The sequence below is a fragment of the Streptomyces mangrovisoli genome (assembly GCF_000974985.2).
Taxonomy (GTDB): domain Bacteria; phylum Actinomycetota; class Actinomycetes; order Streptomycetales; family Streptomycetaceae; genus Streptomyces; species Streptomyces mangrovisoli.
This window is the reverse complement of record NZ_LAVA02000079.1, coordinates 43,006-61,081: the sequence shown is the minus strand read 5'-3', so window position 1 is coordinate 61,081 and position 18,076 is coordinate 43,006. Positions and strand designations below refer to the sequence as shown.

Here is an 18,076-nt window from a genome sequence, read left to right as displayed (position 1 = left end):
GTCCTGACCGGTGGCCGGCGGCGCGTCCGGGAACCGCGCGGAGGCCGCGGGCGGGGGCGGCTGCGTGACGTGCGGCGCGAAGGGCCGGGGGCCGGGGAAGCGGGGCGGGGTGGGACCGGTGGAGGACGCGGGCGCCCCGGACTCGGGCGCCCGCTCGCCGGGGGCCACGGGGACGCCTGCGGCGGGGCGCGCGGGAGCCGAGGCCTCCGGTCGCGCGGACGGGGCGGACGCCTCCGGTCGCGCGGGCGGCGAGGTCGCGGGCTTGCCCGGCGCGGACTGCACGGACCCGGGCTTCCCGAACGTGGGCTGCGCGGACGCGGGCTGCGCGGACGCGGGTTTCCCGGACGCGGACCCGGGCTGGGCGGCGCCTGAGGCCGGGGCCTCGGCGCGCGGCGTCGGGCCCTGCGGGCGCGCGGGCTGCCCGGACTCCGCGATGCGCGGGGACGAGGACTCGGCACCGGGCGTCTGCGGGCGCCCGGACTCTTCGCTGCCCGAGGCGCGTACGGCCTCGGCGCCCGGAAGCTGTCCCGGCGCACGGTCGGACCAGCTCAGCCCCCCGACCGGAGCGTCGGCACGCGGCGCCTGCCCCGGCGACGGCGTGGGGGGTACGGCACCCGAGGCGGACACCCCGGCGCGCGGTGAACGCCCCTGCGGCGGCACAGGCTGACCGGAGGACGCGGCGTCCGAAGACCGACCCGGGGCACGCTCGGGCCTGCTCGCCCCGGCGGCGGGAGCGTCGGGGCGCGGCGCCTGCCCCGGCGACGGCGCGGGCGGTACGGCACCCGAAGCGGTCGCCTCGCCGCCCGGAAGCCGGTCCGGACCATGCTCGGACCAGCCGACGCCGGAGGCCGGCGCCTCGGCGCGCGGCGACCGGCCCTGCGGGAGCACGGGCTGCGCGGTGGGTGCGGGGTCCGGAAGCCGACCGGCGGCAAGCCCGGACCAGCTCGCCCCGGCGGCCGGAGCGTCGGCGCGCGGTGCCTGCGGGGGCACGGGCTGCCCGGTGGCCGCGCCGTCCGGAAGGCGACCAGCGGCAAGATCCGCCCAACTCGCCCCGGCGGCCGGGGCCTCGGCGTGCGGGGGCCGGCCCTGCGGATGTACGGGCCGCATGGCGCTCGCGGCGGACGCCTCGGCGCCCGGCCGCTGTCCCTGCGGGTGCGCGGGCTGTGTGGTGCCCAGGGCGGGGGTCTCGGCGCGCGGAAGCTGCTGCCGCGGGCCCGCCGCGGACCGGCCGGCGTCCGGCGCCAGGCCCTCGGGGCGTACCGGCTGCTGCCCGAGAGCGGGTGCCGGGCCCTCGAGGCGTGCGGGCGGGGTGGCCGCTCCCGCGCCGGACCGCTTCGCGTGGGCCGCGCCGCCGCGAGCCGGGGTGTTGGCCGGGGTGCCCCCCGGCGCCGCGTCCGACCGGGACCACGCGTCGAAGCGGCGGGGGTAAGCGTTCCGCGTGGGGTCGGCGGGCGCGTCCTGCCCGCCCGAGGCCTGCGTCCGCGAGACGGCCGGGCCGTGCACGCCCGCCGTACCGTTCGAGGCCGTCGTGTTGTTCGAGGCCATCGCGTCGTTCGCGCCCGCCGGGCCGTTCGAGGCCGCCGGGCCGTTCGAGGCCGCCGTGGCGTTCGAGGCCGCCGTACCGTTCGAAGTCGTCGTATTGTTCGCGCCCGCCGAGCCGTTGGCGATCTGTGCGCCGCCCGGAGTCCTCGTGCCGTTCGCACCGGACGCGTCGCCCGGGGTCGTCGTGCCGTTCGCGCCCGGCGCGCCGCCGAAGAAGGGCGAGGGGTTGCCGGCCTCGGGGCCGACCGGGGCCGTCGGGTCGTGGTCCGCGGTGGGTCCGTGCGGGGCGGACGGGGGCTGCGGAGGGACCGGGGCGCGTCGCGCTTCCGTGCTCATGCACCCCCCGTTTCCTCGTGCCCAGGGCCGTTCCGCGTCCTCGGGCGTGGTCCTTGTCGCCCGGCCCGGTGCGGACGCGTTCGTCCCGGGCACAGCCATACCCGCGCGGACGGGACGCCATCCCGGACGCGGTCGTTCGACCGGTGCCGATCCGCCGCACGTGCGCGTCACTCTACGGGTTGGCCGCGCTCGAACGGGAACCAGTCCACGAGGCCGAGGCATCTGCCCGGAACGTCCCTCTACCCTGCGGTAATCCTGTCTGGCAGGCTTCGTTCATGACTGCGCGCTCCACCGACCGGGCCCGTTACGACCGGGCCACCGCCCACCTCGACGCGCCCTGCGCCATCGTCGATCTGGACGCCTTCGAGGCCAACGCCGACGACCTCGTCCGCCGCGCCGGCGGCAAGCCGATCCGCGTCGCCAGCAAGTCCGTACGCTGCCGGACCCTGCTGGAACGCGTACTCGCGCGTGACGGCTTCGCGGGCCTGATGTCCTTCACGCTCGCCGAGTCCCTGTGGCTGGCCCGCTCGGGCTTCGACGACGTACTGCTCGCCTATCCCTCGGCCGACCGCGCGGCCTACGCCGAACTCGCCGGCGACCCCAAGCTGGCCGCCGCCGTCACCGTCATGGTCGACGACGTCGCCCAGCTCGATCTGATCGAGGGCGCCCGCGGCGGCGGCCGTGAGGTGATCCGGGTCTGTCTGGAGCTGGACACCTCGCTGCGGATGCTGGGCGGCCGGGTGCGGGTCGGCGCGCTGCGCTCCCCGCTGCACTCCCCCGCCCAGCTCGCCGAGCTGGCGCGGGCGGTGACCCGGCGGCCGGGCTTCAGGCTGGTCGGGATCATGGGGTACGAGGGCCATGTCGCCGGGGTCGGCGACGCGGTCGCCGGGCGCCCGCTGCGCTCGCGCGCGATCCGGCTGATGCAGGCCACCGCCCGCCGTGAGCTGGCCGAGCGGCGCGCCGAGGCGGTGCGGGCGGTCCGGGCCGTGGCACCCGACCTGGAGTTCGTCAACGGCGGCGGCACGGGCAGCGTGCAGCACACGGCCGCCGAGGACGCGGTCACCGAGATCGCGGCCGGCTCCGGTCTGTACGTGCCGCGCCTGTTCGACAACTACACGTCCTTCAGCGGCCGTCCGGCCGCCCTGTTCGCCATGCCCGTGGTGCGGCGGCCCGGCGTGGGCGTGGTGACGGTGCTCGGCGGCGGCTACCCGGCGTCCGGCGCGGCCGGCCCGGACCGGCTGCCGGTCCCCTACCTTCCGGAGGGGCTGCGCTACGACCCCCAGGAGGGCCCCGGCGAGGTGCAGACCCCGCTGCTCGGCTCGCCCGCGGACGACCTGCTGATCGGCGACAAGGTGTGGTTCCGGCACGCGAAGGCCGGCGAGCTGTGCGAGCGGTTCGACGTGCTGCACCTGGTGCGCGGCGAAGCGGTCACGGAGACCGTGCCGACGTACCGGGGCGAGGGTCTGACCTTCCTCTGACCGACGGCGGCACTCCTGACGGGGCCCGCCGGCCGGGGGGCCGGCTCAGCCCGTCGGCCGTATCCCCTTCGTGATGCGGTCCATCTCCGTCAGGGCCGGGCCGTCCGGGCCCGCGTCGAACACGTAGCGGACGACGACCGCCGTCCGCGATCCCGTCCGGGACCGGAACGCCAGTGACTGGACGTAGCCGCCCGGCCCGTCGGCCGTCCGTATCCGCCAGCGCACGTAGTAGCCGGCCGCGCCCGCGACGGTGACCGGGCCGCTCGCGACGACCTGGTGGGACTCCAGCCCGCCGTAGGGGCGCCGGCCGAGCGGGTCGCGGTCGTACGCCTCCTCGGCCGCGGCCGGGACGTCCTGGGTGGCGAGCGTCCGCACGGAGGTCGCGCCGCTCGCCGTGGCGGTCCGGGAGATCACCAGGCCGTGGTGGCACGGGCCCGGGTCGCCGGGGCAGTCGTAGACCCCGTCGGTGGTCATGACGGCGTCCGGCTCCGTCACGTCCTGCGCCGGGACCCAGCCGTGGAGCAGCGGCAGCGTGATGCCGTTCAGCTCGTCCACGACGTACGACGGCGTGGGCGCGGGGGATCCCGGCGGCGCGGTGGGGCGCGACGGACCGGAGGTCGGCCGGGACGGCGGGCGGGAGGCGGGCGCGGGCGACGCGGAGTGCGGCGACGGCCGCGCGGTCGGCGACCTGGGCGGGGCGGACGAGCGTGTGGCCGAGGGCGCGGGGGTGGCGGACGGTGGCGCCGTCGGCGGGGCCGAACCCGCGCCGTCGGCCCGCGGATCGCCGTTCGGCGCGCGCCCGCCCTGGCCGAGGGCGCTCACCCCGGTGACGATCGCGACCACCAGGACGGCGCAGGCGGACACCAGCGCCACGGCCTTGGCCCGGCCCGGTCCCTCGGGCACCGGAGGCGGCTGCTGCCAGGGCGCCTGCGGGGTGCGCCGGTGCTCGGTCCAGTCGGCGCCGTCCCACCAGCGCTCCTGGTGGGCGGCCGCCGGATCGCGGTACCAGCCGGGCGGGGTCGTCATGCTCACCCCGGCACTGTAGGACCGGGCCCGGCGCCGCGTACACGGGGTGCGGGTGCCGAACGGGGGGCGCCCCGGGGCGGGTTACAGCGGGGTGACGTACGCGCCGGAGATCCCGCCGTCGACGAGGAAGTCGGTGGCGTTGACGAAGGAGGAGTCGTCGCTGGCGAGGAAGGCGACGGCGGCGGCGATCTCCTCCGCCTCGGCGAACCGGCCGACGGGGATGTGGACCAGGCGGCGCGCGGCGCGCTCGGGGTCCTTGGCGAACAGCTCCTGGAGCAGCGGGGTGTTGACCGGTCCGGGGCACAGGGCGTTGACGCGGATGCCCTCGCGGGCGAACTGCACCCCCAGTTCGCGGGACATGGCGAGCACGCCGCCCTTGGAGGCGGTGTAGGAGATCTGGGAGGTGGCGGCGCCCATCCGGGCCACGAAGGAAGCCGTGTTGATGACGGACCCCCTGCCCTGGCGGCGCATGTAGGGGATGGCCGCCTTGCAGCACAGGTACACGGAGGTGAGGTTGACCTCCTGGACGCGCTTCCAGGCCTCCAGGCCGGTGTCCAGGATGGAGTCGTCGTCGGGCGGGGAGATGCCCGCGTTGTTGAAGGCGATGTCGACGCTGCCGTAGGTGTCGTAGGCGCTCTTGAACAGCGCTTCGACCTGCTCGGGGTCGGTGACGTCGACCTTGACGAAGAGTCCGCCGACGTCGTCGGCGACGGCCTTGCCGCTGGTCTCGTCGATGTCGCCGCAGACGACGTGGGCGCCCTCGGCGGCGAGCCGGCGCGCGGTGGCGAGGCCGATGCCGCTGCCGGCTCCGGTGATGACGGCGGTGCGGCCGACGAGGCGGCGGCAGATGTTCTCCTGTGCCTGGGTCACAGTGCGGGGCCCTCCGTGCTGATGAAGACGTTCTTGGTCTCGGTGAAGGCGGTCAGGGCGTCCGGTCCCAGTTCGCGTCCGACGCCGGACTGCTTGAACCCGCCGAACGGGGTCCAGTAGCGCACGCTGGAGTGGGAGTTGACGGACAGGTTGCCGGCCCGGACGGCGCGGGAGACGCGCAGGGCGCGGCCGAGGTCCCGGGTCCACAGGGAGCCGGCGAGGCCGTAGGGGGTGTCGTTGGCGAGGCGGATCGCGTCCTGCTCGTCGGTGAACGGCAGCAGGACGGCGACGGGGCCGAAGATCTCCTCGCGGGCGGCCGGGGAGTCGGCGCGCTCGGCGGTGAGCACGGTCGGCGGGAACCAGAAGCCGGGTCCGTCGGGGGCGCCGCCGCGCAGCCCGGGGGCGTCGTCGGGCACCAACGCCCGGACCCGGTGCAGCTGTTGACGACTGATCAGCGGGCCCATCTGGGTCTTGTCGTCGGCCGGGTCGCCCACCACCACGGCGGCCAGCGCGTCGGCGAGCAGGTCGCGCACCTCGTCGAGGACCGTCTGCTGGACGAGGATGCGGGTGCGGGCACAGCAGTCCTGGCCGGAGTTGTCGAGGAAGGAGAACGGGTCGACGGCCGCCGCGAGATCGGCGTCCGCGAAGACGATGTTCGGGCTCTTGCCGCCGAGTTCGAGGGTGACCGGCTTGATGTGCCGGGCGGCGCGGGCCATGACCTCACGGCCGGTGCGGGTGGACCCGGTGAACACGATCTTCGCGATGTCCGGGTGGTCGGTGAGCGCGCGTCCGGTGACCGCGCCGTGGCCGGGGAGCACCTGGAAGAGGTGCTCGGGCAGGCCCGCCTCCAGGGCGAGTTCGGCGAGGCGCAGGGCGGTGAGGGGGGTGGTCTCGGCGGGTTTGAGCACGACGGCGTTGCCCGCCGCGAGCGCCGGGAAGGAGCCCCAGGCGGCGATGGGCATGGGGAAGTTCCAGGGGGCGATCACGCCGACCACGCCGAGGGGTTCGTGGAAGGTGACGTCCCAGCCGCCGGGCACGGGGATCTGCGCACCGAGGAGGCGCTCGGCGCCGCCGGCCGCGTACAGCAGCAGGTCGCGGGCGTTGCCCGCCTCCCAGCGGGCGTTGCCGAGCAGATGCCCGGCCTCGCGGACCTCCAGCAGGGCGAGTTCGTCGAGGTGCGCGTCGACGGTGTCGGCGAAGCGGCGCAGCAGCCGGGCCCGGTCGGCGGGTGCGGCGGCGGCCCAGGCGCGCTGGGCGGCGACGGCCCGTACGACGGCGCGGTCCACGTCGTGCGCGTCGGCGGCGGGGACGGTGGCGACGACCTCTTCGGTGGCGGGGTTGAGGACGGTCAACTCGTCGCCCACTGCCGGGACTTGCTGGTCGTTCAGGTCGGACAAGGCGTGCCCTTTCACATGCGTTCGAAGGAGCGGCGCAGCTCCCAGTCGGTGACCGCGGCGTCGTAGGCGTCGAGCTCGACGCGCGCCATGTTGCGGTAGTGGGCGACGACTTCGTCCCCGAAAGCGGCCCGCGCGATGGCGCTGTTCTCCCAGAGTTCGGCGGCCTCGCGCAGGGTGGTGGGCACGTGCTCGTACGCGGCGGTGTAGGCGTTTCCCGGGCAGGGCTCGGGCAGTTCGAGCTTCTGCTCGATGCCGTGCAGGCCGGCCGCGACCAGGGCGGCGACCGCGAGGTGGGGGTTGACGTCGCCGCCGGGCAGCCGGTTCTCGAAGCGCAGGGAGCGGCCGTGGCCCACGACGCGCAGCGCGCAGGTGCGGTTGTCGTGGCCCCAGGCGACGGCGGTCGGGGCGAAGGAGCCCGGCTGGAACCGCTTGTAGGAGTTGATGTTGGGGGCGTAGAGGAGGGAGAACTCGCGCAGCGCGGCGAGTTGTCCGGCGAGGAAGTGGCGCATGACGTCGGACATGCCGTCCCGGCGGGCGACGGCGGCCATGGCGTTGTTGCCGTCGGCGTCGGCGAGCGAGAGGTGGATGTGACAGGAGTTGCCCTCGCGCTCGTTGTACTTCGCCATGAAGGTCAGCGACACGCCTTCCTGGGCGGCGATCTCCTTGGCGCCGGTCTTGTAGATCGCGTGCTGGTCGCAGGTGACGAGGGCCTCGTCGTAGCGGAAGGCGATCTCGTGCTGGCCGGGGTTGCACTCGCCCTTGGCGGACTCGACGGTGAGGCCGGCGGCGGCCATGTCGTTGCGGATGCGGCGCAGCAGGGGTTCGATGCGGCCGGTGCCGAGGACGGAGTAGTCGATGTTGTACTGGTTGGCCGGGGTCAGGCCGCGGTAGTTCGCGTCCCAGGCCTGCTCGTAGGTGTCGCGGAAGACGATGAACTCCAGCTCGGTGCCGACCTGGGCGGTGTAGCCGAGGTCGGCGAGGCGCGCGAGCTGGCGGCGGAGGATCTGGCGGGGCGCGGCGGCGACCGGGGAGCCGTCGTTCCAGGCGAGGTCGGCGACGAGCAGCGCGCTGCCGGGGTGCCAGGGCAGGCGGCGCAGCGTGGACAGGTCGGGGTGCATGGCGAAGTCGCCGTAGCCGCGGTCCCAGGAGGACATGGCGTAGCCGTCGACGGTGTTCATGTCGGCGTCGACGGCGAGCAGGTAGTTGCAGCCCTCGGTGCCGTGGTGGAGGACCTCGTCGAGGAAGAATCTCGCGGCGAACCGCTTGCCCTGGAGCCGGCCTTGCATGTCGGGGAAGGCGAGGACGACAGTGTCGATCTCACCGCTCGCGACGAGGGTGCGCAGTTCCTCGACGGCGAGCGGGGGTGTGCGGTCTGCCACGGGAGAGCCTCCTTCGGCTTCCTTCTCCAGCCGGGAGCCATAAGGTATTGCCGCGAACCATTGCTTGGGAAGGGGGTGCGACCTCATGTCGCCGGACACGGACGGCTCTCTGGAGGACCGGCTGACGCCGGTGCTGCGGCCGGTGCGGGCGGGCAACGGCTTCGAGGAGGCCCTCGAACAGATCCTCCAGGTCGTACGGCTCGGGCTGGTGCCGGGCGGCGACCGGCTGCCGGCCGAGCGGGAGCTGGCGGAGCGGCTGGGGATCAGCCGGGTGACGCTGCGCGAGGTGCTCAAGGTGCTCCAGGACCAGGGGCTGGTGGAGTCCCGGCGCGGCCGGTACGGCGGCACGTTCGTGCTGCCGCGGGCCGACGGCGGCGGCGAGGACGAGCTGCGGCGCCGGGTGGCGGCGGTCGACATCGAGGACGTGCTGCGCTTCCGTGAGGTCCTGGAGGTGGGGGCGGCGGGGCTGTGCGCCGCGCACGGCCTGGGCGGCGAGCGGGCGGCGCGGCTGCGGGAGGCGCTGGCCCGCACGCACGACGCGCCGCTGGCCGACTACCGGCGTCTGGACACTCTGCTCCATCTCACCCTCGCCGAGCTCGCCGGCTCGCCGACGCTGACGGCGCAGTACGCGGCGGTCCGGGCGACGGTCAACGACCTGCTCGACTGCATCCCGCTGCTGGTGCGCAACCTGGAGCACTCGCAGCGCCAGCACACCGCGCTGGTCGAGGCGGTGCTGGACGGGGACGCGGACGGGGCGCGGGAGATGATGCGCGAGCACTGCGCGGGCACGGCGGCCCTGCTGCGGGGGTTCCTCGCGTGAGCGCACCGGGAAGGGTGCAAAGGTCCGGGCCGAGTCCATTGGCCGTGCCGTGGCGTACGTGGGGAAGGGGCGAGGGATGACCGCAAGGCCGCTGATCGGCGTCAGCACCTATCTGGAGGCCGACGCGCGCTGGAGGGTGTGGGAGCTGGAGGCGGCGCTGCTGCCTGCGGGGTATCCGCGGCTGGTGCAGCGCGCGGGCGGCCTGGCGGCGATGCTGCCGCCGGACGCGCCCGAGCACGCGGCGGCGGCCGTGGCCCGGCTGGACGGCCTGGTGATCGCGGGCGGCCCGGACGTGGATCCGGCCCGCTACGGCGCCGCGCGCGACCCGCGCACGGGGCCGCCCGCGCTCGCCCGGGACGCGTGGGAACTCGCCCTGATCGAGGCGGCGTCGGCGGCGCGGGTGCCGCTGCTGGGGATCTGCCGGGGGATGCAGCTGCTGAACGTCGCGCTCGGCGGGACGCTGGTGCAGCACGTCGACGGGCACGCGGAGGTCGAGGGGGCGTTCGGGCGGCACGCCGTGAAGCCGGTGCCGGGGACCCGGTACGCGGCGGTGGTCCCGGAGGAGACGGTGGTCCCGACCTATCACCACCAGGCGGTGGACCGCCTCGGCGCGGGCCTGATCCCGTCGGCCCACGCGACGGACGGCACGATCGAGGCCGTGGAGCCGGCGGATGCCGCCGCCGGCTGGGTCCTCGGGGTCCAGTGGCATCCGGAGATGGGCGAGGACGTCCGCGTCATGCGAGCGCTGGTGACCGCGTCGGCTCGCTGACCCCACACCTGCGGCCCGGTGGGGGCTGGTCGCGCAGTTCCCCGCGCCCCTGAAAACGCCGGGCCGAAGCCCCCCTCAAGGGGCGCGGGAAACTGCGCGACCGGCCACGACACACCCGCAAAATGCCCGACCGCGGCCCGGTGGCACCTGAGCGCGCAGTTCCCCGCGCCCCTAAAAGCACCTGGCCGAAGCCCCCCAAGGGGCGCGAGGAACTGCGCGACAAGCCACGACGCACCCGCATCGGAGGCACCACGGCACGCCCTTCAGGGGCGCGAGGAACTGCGCGACAAGCCACGACGCGCCCCCATCGGAGGCACCATGGCACGCCCTTCAGGGGCGCGAGGAACTGCGCGACAAGCCACGACGCGCCCGCACCGGAGGCGCCACGGCACGCCCTTCAGGGGCGCGAGGAACTGCGCGACCGGCCACGACGCGCCCGCACGGGGGCACCACGGACAGAGCCCGGCCGCAGGCCCGTGGTCAGCCCCGCGTCAAGGTCAGGAGGTCGCGGGCCGGGCCCGTCGGGCGGTGGCCCGTGGGCCAGACCGCTCGCAGGGCCCGCGCCAGCGACACGCTCTCGACCGGAATCCGGACCAGCCGCCGCAGCGACAGCTCCTCGCCGACCGCGAGCTCGCTCAGCACCGCCGGCCCCGCACCGCTCACCGCCGACGCCTTGACCGCCGTGGTCGACGACAACTCGATCAGGGGCCGGGCCAGGCCGCCGAGCGCCGCGTCGAGGACCTGCCGGGTGCCCGAGCCCTTCTCCCGCAGGATCAGCGGCGTCGCGGCCAGCTCGTCCGGCGACAGGGCCTGCCTGCGCCGGGCCCAGGGGTGGTCGGGGGAGGTCACCACGATCAGGTGGTCGTGGGCGATGACCACGAAGTCCAGGCCCGGCGGCACGGACAGGCCCTCCACGAAGCCGAGGTCCGCCTCGTCGGCCAGCAGCCGCTCGGCGACCGCCGCAGAGTTCCCGGCGAGCAGGGACACCGCCGTGTCGGGGCGCTGCGCGCGCAGCGCGAGCAGCCAGCCCGGCAGCAGGTACTCGGCGATCGTCATGCTCGCCGCGACCCGCAGCCGCGAGTCCCGCCGGTCCCGCAGCGCCTGCGCGCCGATGTCGAACGCCTCGGCCGCCTCCACCACCCGCCGCGCCCAGTCCGTCACCAGCGCGCCCGCGTCCGTCAGCCGGGAGCCGCGCGGCGACCGGTCGACCAGGGCCACGCCCAGCTGCCGTTCCATGGAGCGGATCCGGCTGCTGGCCGCGGGCTGGGTGATGCCCACCTCGCGCGCCGCCGCGCCGAGGCTGCCCAGCCGCGCCACGGCCAGCAGCAGCTCCAGCGCCCCGAGGTCCGGCACCCGGTGCGCCAGGGCCCCGCCGCTCCCCCGGTCCCCACGGTCCTGTCCGCCACTCGCTCCGCTCATAAACCCAGTTTATGTGGCCATAGGAACGCGCTCCCTGGTGGCCGCCCCACGCCGGCGCGACCGTGGACGCATGGTCACCGCAGCCCAGCCCCTCGCCCTGCCGTCCGCGCGCCCGCCCGGCGCCGTCGTCACCGCCGTACGCCATCTCGGGCCCAACTGGTACGCCGCCGTCATGGGCACCGCCATCGTCGCCACGGCCGGCGCCGGCCTCCCGGTCGAGGTACCGGGCCTGCGCACCGCCTGCACCGCGGTGTGGGCCCTGTCGCTGGCGCTGCTCGTGGTGCTGCTCGCGGCCCGCGCGCTGCACTGGCGCCACCACCGGGACCAGGCCCGCGCCCATCTGCTGGACCCGGCGGTCGCCCCGTTCTACGGCTGCCTGTCGATGGCCCTGCTGGCCGTGGGCGGCGGCACCGTGGTCGTCGGGGCGGACTGGATCGGAACGCCGGCGGCGGTCGCGCTGGACGCGGTGCTGTTCACCGCGGGCACGGCGATCGGGCTCGCCGCCATCGTCGCCGTGCCGTATCTGATGGCCGTACGGCATCGGATCGAGCCCGGTCAGGCGAGCCCGACGTGGCTGCTGCCGCTGGTCGCGCCCATGGTGTCCGCGGCGCTCGGCCCGCTGCTGGTGCCGCATCTGCCGGCGGGCCAGCCCGGCGAGACGCTGCTGCTGGCGTGCGTCGCGATGTTCGGGATGAGCCTGCTCGCGACGCTGGTGATGCTGCCGGTGCTGTTCGGGCGGCTGCTCACCGGCGGCCCGCTGCCCCTCGCGCTCGCCCCGACGATGTTCCTGGTGCTCGGCCCGCTCGGGCAGTCCACCACGGCGGCCGGCAAGTTCGCGGACTTCGCCGAGGGCGTCGTCCCGGAGCCGTACGCGCACGGACTCGCGGTGTTCGGCGTGCTCTACGGCGTCCCGGTGATCGGCTTCGCGCTGATGTGGCTCGCCCTCGCCGTCGCGTACGTCGTGCGGGCCCGGCGCCAGGGCATGACGTTCGCGATGACCTGGTGGGCGTTCACCTTCCCGGTCGGCACCTGCGTCACCGGCGCGGAGGCGCTCGCCCGGCACACCGGTCTTGCCGCGTTCGAGTGGCTCGCGGTCGCCCTGTACGCGGTGCTGGTCACGGCGTGGGCGACGGTGTCCGTGCTCACCGCCCGGGGACTGGCCGCCGGAGCGCTGCTCGCAGCGCCTCGCCCAGCACCCGTGGTGCCTCGCTGAGCGAGGGGCCGTACCAGGTCAGATGGCGTCCGCCGACCAGCGCGCAGGGCAGCCCGTCGAACGCCTCCGGGCCGTCGTCCGCCGTGAACCGGTAGGGCTCGTCCGGGAGCACCACCAGGCCGGGGGCGGCGGCGAGCAGCTCGGGCAGGGGCACGGCCGGATAGCGCTCCGGATGGTCGCGGAAGACGTGGTCCACACCCAGGCGGGCCAGGAGGTCGCCCGCGAAGGTGTCCCGGCCCAGCACCATCCACGGGCGGCGCCACACCGGCACGACGGCGCGCACGCGCGGTGCGAGGACCGGGGGGCGCTCCCAGGCCGCCTGCGCCGTGTCCAGCCAGCGCGGGCGGCCGCGCGCGCCGCACGCCGTGAGCACCCGGTCGAGTTCGGTGAACGCCTCCGGCAGCTCGCGCACCCGCGTCAGCAGCACCTCGATGCCCGCGTCGCGCAGGGCGGCGAGGTCGGGTGCGCGGTTCTCCTCCTCGTTGGCGATCACCAGGTCGGGACGGAGGGCGCGGATCCGCTCGACGGCGGGGTTCTTGGTGCCGCCGACGCGGGTGACGGACAGCTCCGGCGGGCGGCTGCACCAGTCGGTGGCGCCGACCAGCACCCCGGGCAGGGTCACGGCCACCGCCTCGGTCAGCGACGGCACCAGGCTGACCGCGCGCACCGGCGCGACCCGCCCCGCGCCGCCCGCGGGCCTCGGCGCGGGCCGTCCCGCACCGCCCGCGGGCATCAGCGCGACCGGTCCTGGACCGCCTCGATGTGCTCCGCGACCGCCACCACGATGATCCGGGTGTCCGGCACGGTGGCCCGCCAGCGGTGCCGCACCCCGCCGGTCAGATACAGCGTGTCGCCCCGCCCGAGCCGGTACGCGCGGCCCTCCGCCTCGACCTCGACCGCGCCGTCGGCGACGTACATCAGCTCGTCGTTGCGGTGCTGGAACTCGCGGCCCTCGTCGTGGTCGCCGGTGTACTCGGAGGCGTGCAGCTGGTGGTGGCCGCGGACCAGGGAGCGGACCCGGCGCTCGAAGTCCGGCTCGGTGCCGTCGGCGCGCACGAGGTCGACGCTGCACGCCGGGTCGGCCGCCGCGAGGAGCTCCACGGCGGTGGTGCGCAGCGCGTCGGCGACCTTCTCCAGGCTGCTGCGGCTGGGGCGCGCCTTGTCGTTCTCGATCTGGCTGAGGAAGGGCACGGACAGGCCGCTGCGTTCGGCGACGGCCGCGAGGGTGAGCTCCAGGGCCCGGCGCCGCCGTCGCACGGCAGCGCCCACCCGAAGGGGCTGGTGTTCCTTGTGGTCGCCCATGGGCCCGGTTCCCTCCTTCACCCGTCCGTCCGCCGCCGGCGTGCCGTGCGGAGCGCGCAGTGCTCCTGATGAGTTCTCTGCACCCTACGCATGTTCGGCAAACCGTTTCATGCGCCCGTCACATCGATGTCACACGGCACCGGTGTCACCGTCACGGTTCTCGCCAGCGGAGCGGCCGCCTCAGACGGAGCGCGTAGGCGCCGGTGACGGGCGCGCGGGGGGCGTGAGCGGCGGCGCCGCGGCCCGCAGCAGGTGATCCGCGACCATGGCCGCCAGGCTCAGGGCGGGACGTAGCGCTGCGTGGTTGTCCGGATCCCGCCCGTGGCGGTCCGGGGAAACCAGGAGGGGCGGGCCGCGCCGCACGGTCAGGAGACGTACGGTACGGCCCGCCCCTCGGGCGGCGGTCCGGGAGTGTCAGGTCACCCGGCCGCCTGGTCCTTGCTTCCCCGTTCGACGGGTGCCCATGTGTCGACGAGGCCGGGATGCTGTCCGAGCCAGGTCTTCACGGCCTGCTGCTCCTGTCCCTTGCCTGCCTTCTGGATCTGCGCCTCCAGGCCGGTGAGCTGCTTCTCCGTCATGGAGAAGTGCTTCAGCCAGCTCGCGACCTGCGGGTCGTCCTGGGCGAAGCCCTTGCGGGCGACGGTGTGCACGCCGTCTCCCTTGCCCCAGGCGCCCTTGGGGTCCTTCAGCTTCTTCAGCTTGTAGTCGCTGTACGCCCAGTGCGGCGACCACAGCGTGACGACGACCGGCTGCTTCCTGGCGTAGTCCCGCTTGAGCTCGGCCAGCATCGCGGGCGTCGAGCCGTCGACGACCTGGTACGAGCCGTCGAGGCCGTACTCCTTGAGGACCTTGTCCTTGAGCAGCCCCATCATTCCGGCGCTGGGCTCGATGCCGACGATCTTGCCGCCGAACTCGGAGGCGTGCGCCTTGAGGTCCGCGAGCGAGTCGACGTCCTTCACGTAGGACGGGACGGTCAGCTCCAGGGAGGTGCGCTGGTACCAGCTGCCGAGGTCGTCGAGCTGCTTGCCGTACTTCTTCCAGTACTCGGCGTGGGTGGTCGGCAGCCACGCGTCGGTCTGGAAGTCCAGCTGCCCGGTGGCCACGCCCGTGTAGAGCGGGCCGGCGGCGTACTGGGTGGTGGTGACCTTGTAGCCGCGCTCCTCGAGGATCTCCTTCCACAGGTAGGTGGAGGCGATGCCCTCGTCCCACGGGATGTAGCCGATCTTGATCTCCTTGCCCTTGCCGACGTCGTCCTTGGCGGCCGCGGCGGTGCCGGTGGAGGAGCCGAAGATGCCGAGGCCGCCCGCGACGAGGGCCAGCACGATCGCGCCGACGGCGGCGACCACGGGCCGGGGGCGGTACGTCAGCGTGGTCCGCGGGGCGCGGGCGGCGGCGCGGCGCCCGAGCGGGGAGAGCTGGGTGCCGAGCGCGCTCGTGACGCGGTCCAGGTAGATCGCGAGGACGACGATGCCGACGCCCGCCTCGAAGCCGTAGCCGATGTCGAGCTGTCCGATGGCCTCGTTGACGGCGCCGCCGAGTCCGCCGGTGCCGACCATGCCGGCGATGACGACCATCGACAGGCCGAGCATGATGACCTGGTTGACGCCCGCCATGATCGTCGGCAGCGCGAGCGGCAGCTGGACGCGGAGCAGGGTGTCGCGCGGCCGGGTGCCGAACGCCTCCGCGGCCTCGACCAGTTCGGCGTCGACCTGGCGGATGCCCAGCTCGGTCATGCGCACGCCCGGGGCGAGCGCGAAGACGAGCGTGGCGACGACTCCGGCCGCGGTGCCGAGGCCGAAGAAGAGGATCGCCGGGATCAGCAGCACCATCGACGGCATGGTCTGGAGCAGGTCCAGGGCCGGCCGCACGGCAGAGCTGACCGCCTTGGAGCGGGCGGCGAGGATGCCGAGCGGGATGGAGATCGCGAGGGCGACGACGGTGGCGACGAGCACCAGCGCGAGCGTCGACATCGCCTGGTCCCACAGGGCGAGGGAGTCGATGAGGGCGAACCCGGCGAAGGCGAGGACGCCCGCGGCGAGGCCGCGCAGCCACCACGCGAGCACCGCGAGGATGCCGGCCAGCAGCAGCGGGGCGGGGGCGGTGAGGACCGCGTCGATGCCGTCGTACATACCCTCCACGACCGCGCGGACCGCGTCGAACAGCCAGGACATGTGGGCGACCAGCCAGTTGACGCCGGAGTCGACCCAGTCGCCGAGGTGGAGCCTAGGCACGGGCGGTCACCTCCTTCGCGTCCGCGGCCGGTCCCCGGTCGGGCGACCGCCTCGCGTCGGGCACCCGCCGCGCGCCGTCGCAGGCCGCCGGGCGGTCCGGCTCGTCGCCGAGGAAGGCGACCAGACGGCCGCGCGGTACGACGCCCACGAGGGTGCCGTCACCGTCGAGCACGGCGACGGGGTGCCCGGTGCGGGCGCTGATCGCGCAGAGCTCGGCGACCGGGGTGTCCGGGGCGGCGGTCTCGCAGCCGCAGTCGGCCTCGTCGCCGCGGACCTCGGGGTCCATGACGGCGCCCGCGGTCAGCACGCGGGAGCGGTCGACGTCCTGCGTGAAGGAGGCGACGTAGTCGTCGGCGGGGCGCAGCAGGATGTCCTCGGCGGTGCCGTTCTGCACGATGCGCCCGTCGCGCATGACGGCGATGCGGTCGCCCAGGCGCATGGCCTCGTTGAGGTCGTGGGTGATGAACACGATCGTCTTCTTCAGGGTCCGCTGGAGTTCCAGCAGCTGGTCCTGCATGTCGCGGCGGATCAGCGGGTCGAGCGCGCTGAAGGACTCGTCCATCAGCAGCAGGTCGGCGTCGGTGGCGAGCGCGCGGGCGAGGCCCACGCGCTGCTGCATGCCGCCGGACAGCTCGTCGGGCCAGGAGTCCTCCCAGCCGGCCAGGCCGCACAGGGCGAGCGCCTCGTCGGCGCGGCGCTCGCGCTCGGCGCGGGGCACGCCCTGCACTTCCAGGCCGTACGCGGCGTTGTCGCGGACGCTGCGGTGCGGGAACAGGGCGAAGTGCTGGAACACCATGCTGATCTTGCGGGAGCGGACCTCGCGCAGCTCGCGCTCGTCGAGCGCGGTGAGGTCGCGGCCGTCGAAGCGGACCTGCCCGGCGGTGGGCTCCAGCAGGCCGTTGAGCATCCGCAGCAGGGTCGACTTGCCGGAGCCGGACAGGCCCATGACGACGAAGATCCGGCCCGCTTCCACGGTGAAGGACGCGTCGATCACGGCCGCGGTGGTCCCCTCGGCGCGCAGCTCCTTGCGGTCGGCTCCCTGGCGCAGCCGGTCGACGGCGGCTTCGGGTCGTCTGCCGAACACCTTGAACAGATGGTCGGCCTCTAGGCTCGCGGACACGCTCACCCTCTCGTCTTGACATCGAAGGACAGAGCCCGCGCCTGCCCTTCGACCCAAGGCGCAAACCTGCGGGTGGCCCACTTCACAAGGTCACATCCGAGTGGGGTTGCGTCGCGGGCCGGTGACTGTCGGTGTCGCGCGGGGTGGCCGTCAGCCCGGTGCCGGGTGACTGTCGGTGCCGTGCGGGGCGGCCGTCAGCGCCGTGCCGGGTGACTGTCGGTGCCGTGCGGCATGATGCGAGCGTGACCGGACGACTGATGCTCCTCGACACCGCCTCGCTCTACTTCCGCGCCTACTTCGGCGTCCCGGAGTCCGTGAAGGCCCCGGACGGCACGCCGGTGAACGCCGTGCGCGGACTGCTGGAGTTCATCGACCGCCTGGTCAAGGACCACCGGCCGGACGAGCTGGTGGCCTGCATGGACGCCGACTGGCGCCCGCAGTGGCGGGTCGACCTGATCCCCTCCTACAAGGCGCACCGGGTCGCCGAGGAGCACGCGAGCGGCCCGGACGAGGAGGAGGTGCCGGACACGCTCTCCCCGCAGGTGCCCGTGATCGAGGCGGTCCTCGACGCGGTCGGCATCGCCCGCGTGGGCGTCCCGGGCTACGAGGCGGACGACGTGATCGGCACGTTCACGGCCGGGGCGAGCGGCCCGGTCGACATCGTCACCGGCGACCGGGATCTGTACCAACTGGTGGACGACGCGCGCGGGATCCGGGTGCTGTACCCGATCAAGGGCGTGGGCACGCTCCAGCTGACCGACGAGGCGGCGCTCCGCGAGAAGTACGGCGTCGACGGCCGCGGTTACGTGGACCTGGCGCTGCTGCGCGGCGACCCGAGCGACGGCCTGCCGGGCGTGCCCGGCATCGGCGAGAAGACGGCGGCGAAGCTGCTCGCCGAGTTCGGCGACCTCGACGGGATCATGGCCGCGGTCGACGACCCGAAGGCGAAGCTCACGCCGTCGCAGCGCAAGCGGCTGACCGAGGCGCGGCCCTATGTCGCGGTCGCGCCGAAGGTGGTGCGGGTCGCCTCCGACGTGCCGCTGCCGCAGGTGGACACCAGGCTGCCGCACGCACCGCGCGATCCGGCGGGCCTGACGGAGCTCGCGGCGCGCTGGGGGCTCGGCAGCTCGCTGCAACGGCTGCTGAGCACGCTCGGCGCGTGATCGCGGTGCCG

Annotated in this window: 14 protein-coding genes and 1 pseudogene; 5 read left to right on the top strand and 10 right to left on the bottom strand. The window is 74.8% G+C overall.

Annotated features, from left to right (window positions below; translation table 11 throughout):
* A pseudogene (locus WN71_RS41130) lies at positions 1-1,878 on the bottom strand (hypothetical protein); the annotation flags it as partial.
* Positions 1,879-2,153: 275 nt separating this feature from the next.
* Between WN71_RS41130 and WN71_RS28620 the strand changes: the two are divergent.
* Positions 2,154-3,356: an amino acid deaminase/aldolase gene (locus tag WN71_RS28620; protein ID WP_046586329.1), complete on the top strand. Its 1,203-nt coding sequence runs from the start codon at positions 2,154-2,156 to the stop codon at positions 3,354-3,356.
* A 45-nt stretch (positions 3,357-3,401) separates the two neighbouring features.
* On the opposite strand, the gene WN71_RS28615 is transcribed toward WN71_RS28620, so the two are convergent.
* From WN71_RS28615 to WN71_RS28600, 4 genes are all read right to left on the bottom strand, one after another.
* Positions 3,402-4,382, bottom strand: coding sequence for a DUF2510 domain-containing protein (locus WN71_RS28615; protein ID WP_046586327.1), 981 nt, complete (start codon positions 4,380-4,382; stop codon positions 3,402-3,404).
* 81 nt (positions 4,383-4,463) lie between these two features.
* Positions 4,464-5,252, bottom strand: a complete 789-nt coding sequence (locus tag WN71_RS28610; protein ID WP_046586326.1) for a 3-oxoacyl-ACP reductase — start codon at positions 5,250-5,252, stop codon at positions 4,464-4,466.
* Complete coding sequence (locus WN71_RS28605) at positions 5,249-6,649, bottom strand: aldehyde dehydrogenase family protein (protein WP_420856537.1); 1,401 nt, start codon at positions 6,647-6,649, stop codon at positions 5,249-5,251. Before WN71_RS28605 ends, WN71_RS28610 begins: the two co-directional genes overlap by 4 nt.
* Positions 6,650-6,660: 11 nt before the next feature.
* Positions 6,661-8,028 (bottom strand): glutamine synthetase family protein, encoded by a 1,368-nt coding sequence (locus tag WN71_RS28600; RefSeq protein ID WP_046586324.1) that lies wholly within the window; start codon positions 8,026-8,028, stop codon positions 6,661-6,663.
* Positions 8,029-8,113: 85 nt separating this feature from the next.
* On the opposite strand from WN71_RS28600, the gene WN71_RS28595 reads away from it, so the two are divergent.
* A complete protein-coding gene (locus WN71_RS28595; RefSeq protein WP_046586320.1) occupies positions 8,114-8,848 on the top strand; it encodes a FadR/GntR family transcriptional regulator in 735 nt (244 codons plus the stop codon).
* Between the two features lie 76 nt (positions 8,849-8,924).
* A complete protein-coding gene (locus WN71_RS28590) occupies positions 8,925-9,617 on the top strand; it encodes a gamma-glutamyl-gamma-aminobutyrate hydrolase family protein (RefSeq protein ID WP_046586318.1) in 693 nt (230 codons plus the stop codon).
* Positions 9,618-10,097: 480 nt separating this feature from the next.
* On the opposite strand, the gene WN71_RS28585 is transcribed toward WN71_RS28590, so the two are convergent.
* Entirely contained in the window at positions 10,098-11,036 is a 939-nt protein-coding gene (locus WN71_RS28585; protein WP_046586317.1) for a LysR family transcriptional regulator, read from the bottom strand.
* A gap of 70 nt (positions 11,037-11,106) precedes the next feature.
* Between WN71_RS28585 and WN71_RS28580 the strand changes: the two genes are divergently transcribed.
* Complete coding sequence (locus WN71_RS28580; protein WP_046586316.1) at positions 11,107-12,249, top strand: TDT family transporter; 1,143 nt, start codon at positions 11,107-11,109, stop codon at positions 12,247-12,249.
* Here the strand turns inward: WN71_RS28580 and WN71_RS28575 are convergent.
* The 4 genes from WN71_RS28575 to WN71_RS28560 all read right to left on the bottom strand — a co-directional run bounded on the left by WN71_RS28575 (position 12,179) and on the right by WN71_RS28560 (position 16,902).
* Complete coding sequence (locus WN71_RS28575) at positions 12,179-12,916, bottom strand: helical backbone metal receptor (RefSeq protein ID WP_046586341.1); 738 nt, start codon at positions 12,914-12,916, stop codon at positions 12,179-12,181. The genes WN71_RS28580 and WN71_RS28575 overlap by 71 nt on opposite strands.
* A gap of 65 nt (positions 12,917-12,981) precedes the next feature.
* Positions 12,982-13,551: a helix-turn-helix domain-containing protein gene (locus WN71_RS28570; RefSeq protein ID WP_046586315.1), complete on the bottom strand. Its 570-nt coding sequence runs from the start codon at positions 13,549-13,551 to the stop codon at positions 12,982-12,984.
* Positions 13,552-13,970: 419 nt separating this feature from the next.
* On the bottom strand, positions 13,971-15,782 hold the full coding sequence (locus tag WN71_RS28565; RefSeq protein WP_046586314.1) for an ABC transporter permease/substrate binding protein: 1,812 nt from the start codon (positions 15,780-15,782) through the stop codon (positions 13,971-13,973).
* Positions 15,775-16,902, bottom strand: coding sequence for a quaternary amine ABC transporter ATP-binding protein (locus tag WN71_RS28560; RefSeq protein ID WP_079178175.1), 1,128 nt, complete (start codon positions 16,900-16,902; stop codon positions 15,775-15,777). The genes WN71_RS28565 and WN71_RS28560 overlap by 8 nt, the downstream gene beginning before the upstream one ends.
* Before the next feature lie 242 nt (positions 16,903-17,144).
* On the opposite strand from WN71_RS28560, the gene WN71_RS28555 reads away from it, so the two are divergent.
* Positions 17,145-18,065: a 5'-3' exonuclease gene (locus WN71_RS28555; protein ID WP_046586313.1), complete on the top strand. Its 921-nt coding sequence runs from the start codon at positions 17,145-17,147 to the stop codon at positions 18,063-18,065.
* Positions 18,066-18,076: the final 11 nt, after the last annotated feature.

Excerpts from the sequence above, each read along its gene's own strand:
- WN71_RS28620 (WP_046586329.1), top strand. The coding sequence starts at position 2,154 with ATGACTGCGCGCTCCACCGACCGGGCCCGTTACGACCGGGCCACCGCC.
- WN71_RS28615 (WP_046586327.1), bottom strand. The coding sequence starts at position 4,382 with ATGACGACCCCGCCCGGCTGGTACCGCGATCCGGCGGCCGCCCACCAG.
- WN71_RS28595 (WP_046586320.1), top strand. The coding sequence starts at position 8,114 with ATGTCGCCGGACACGGACGGCTCTCTGGAGGACCGGCTGACGCCGGTG.
- WN71_RS28590 (WP_046586318.1), top strand. The coding sequence starts at position 8,925 with ATGACCGCAAGGCCGCTGATCGGCGTCAGCACCTATCTGGAGGCCGAC.
- WN71_RS28585 (WP_046586317.1), bottom strand. The coding sequence starts at position 11,036 with ATGAGCGGAGCGAGTGGCGGACAGGACCGTGGGGACCGGGGGAGCGGC.
- WN71_RS28580 (WP_046586316.1), top strand. The coding sequence starts at position 11,107 with ATGGTCACCGCAGCCCAGCCCCTCGCCCTGCCGTCCGCGCGCCCGCCC.
- WN71_RS28570 (WP_046586315.1), bottom strand. The coding sequence starts at position 13,551 with ATGGGCGACCACAAGGAACACCAGCCCCTTCGGGTGGGCGCTGCCGTG.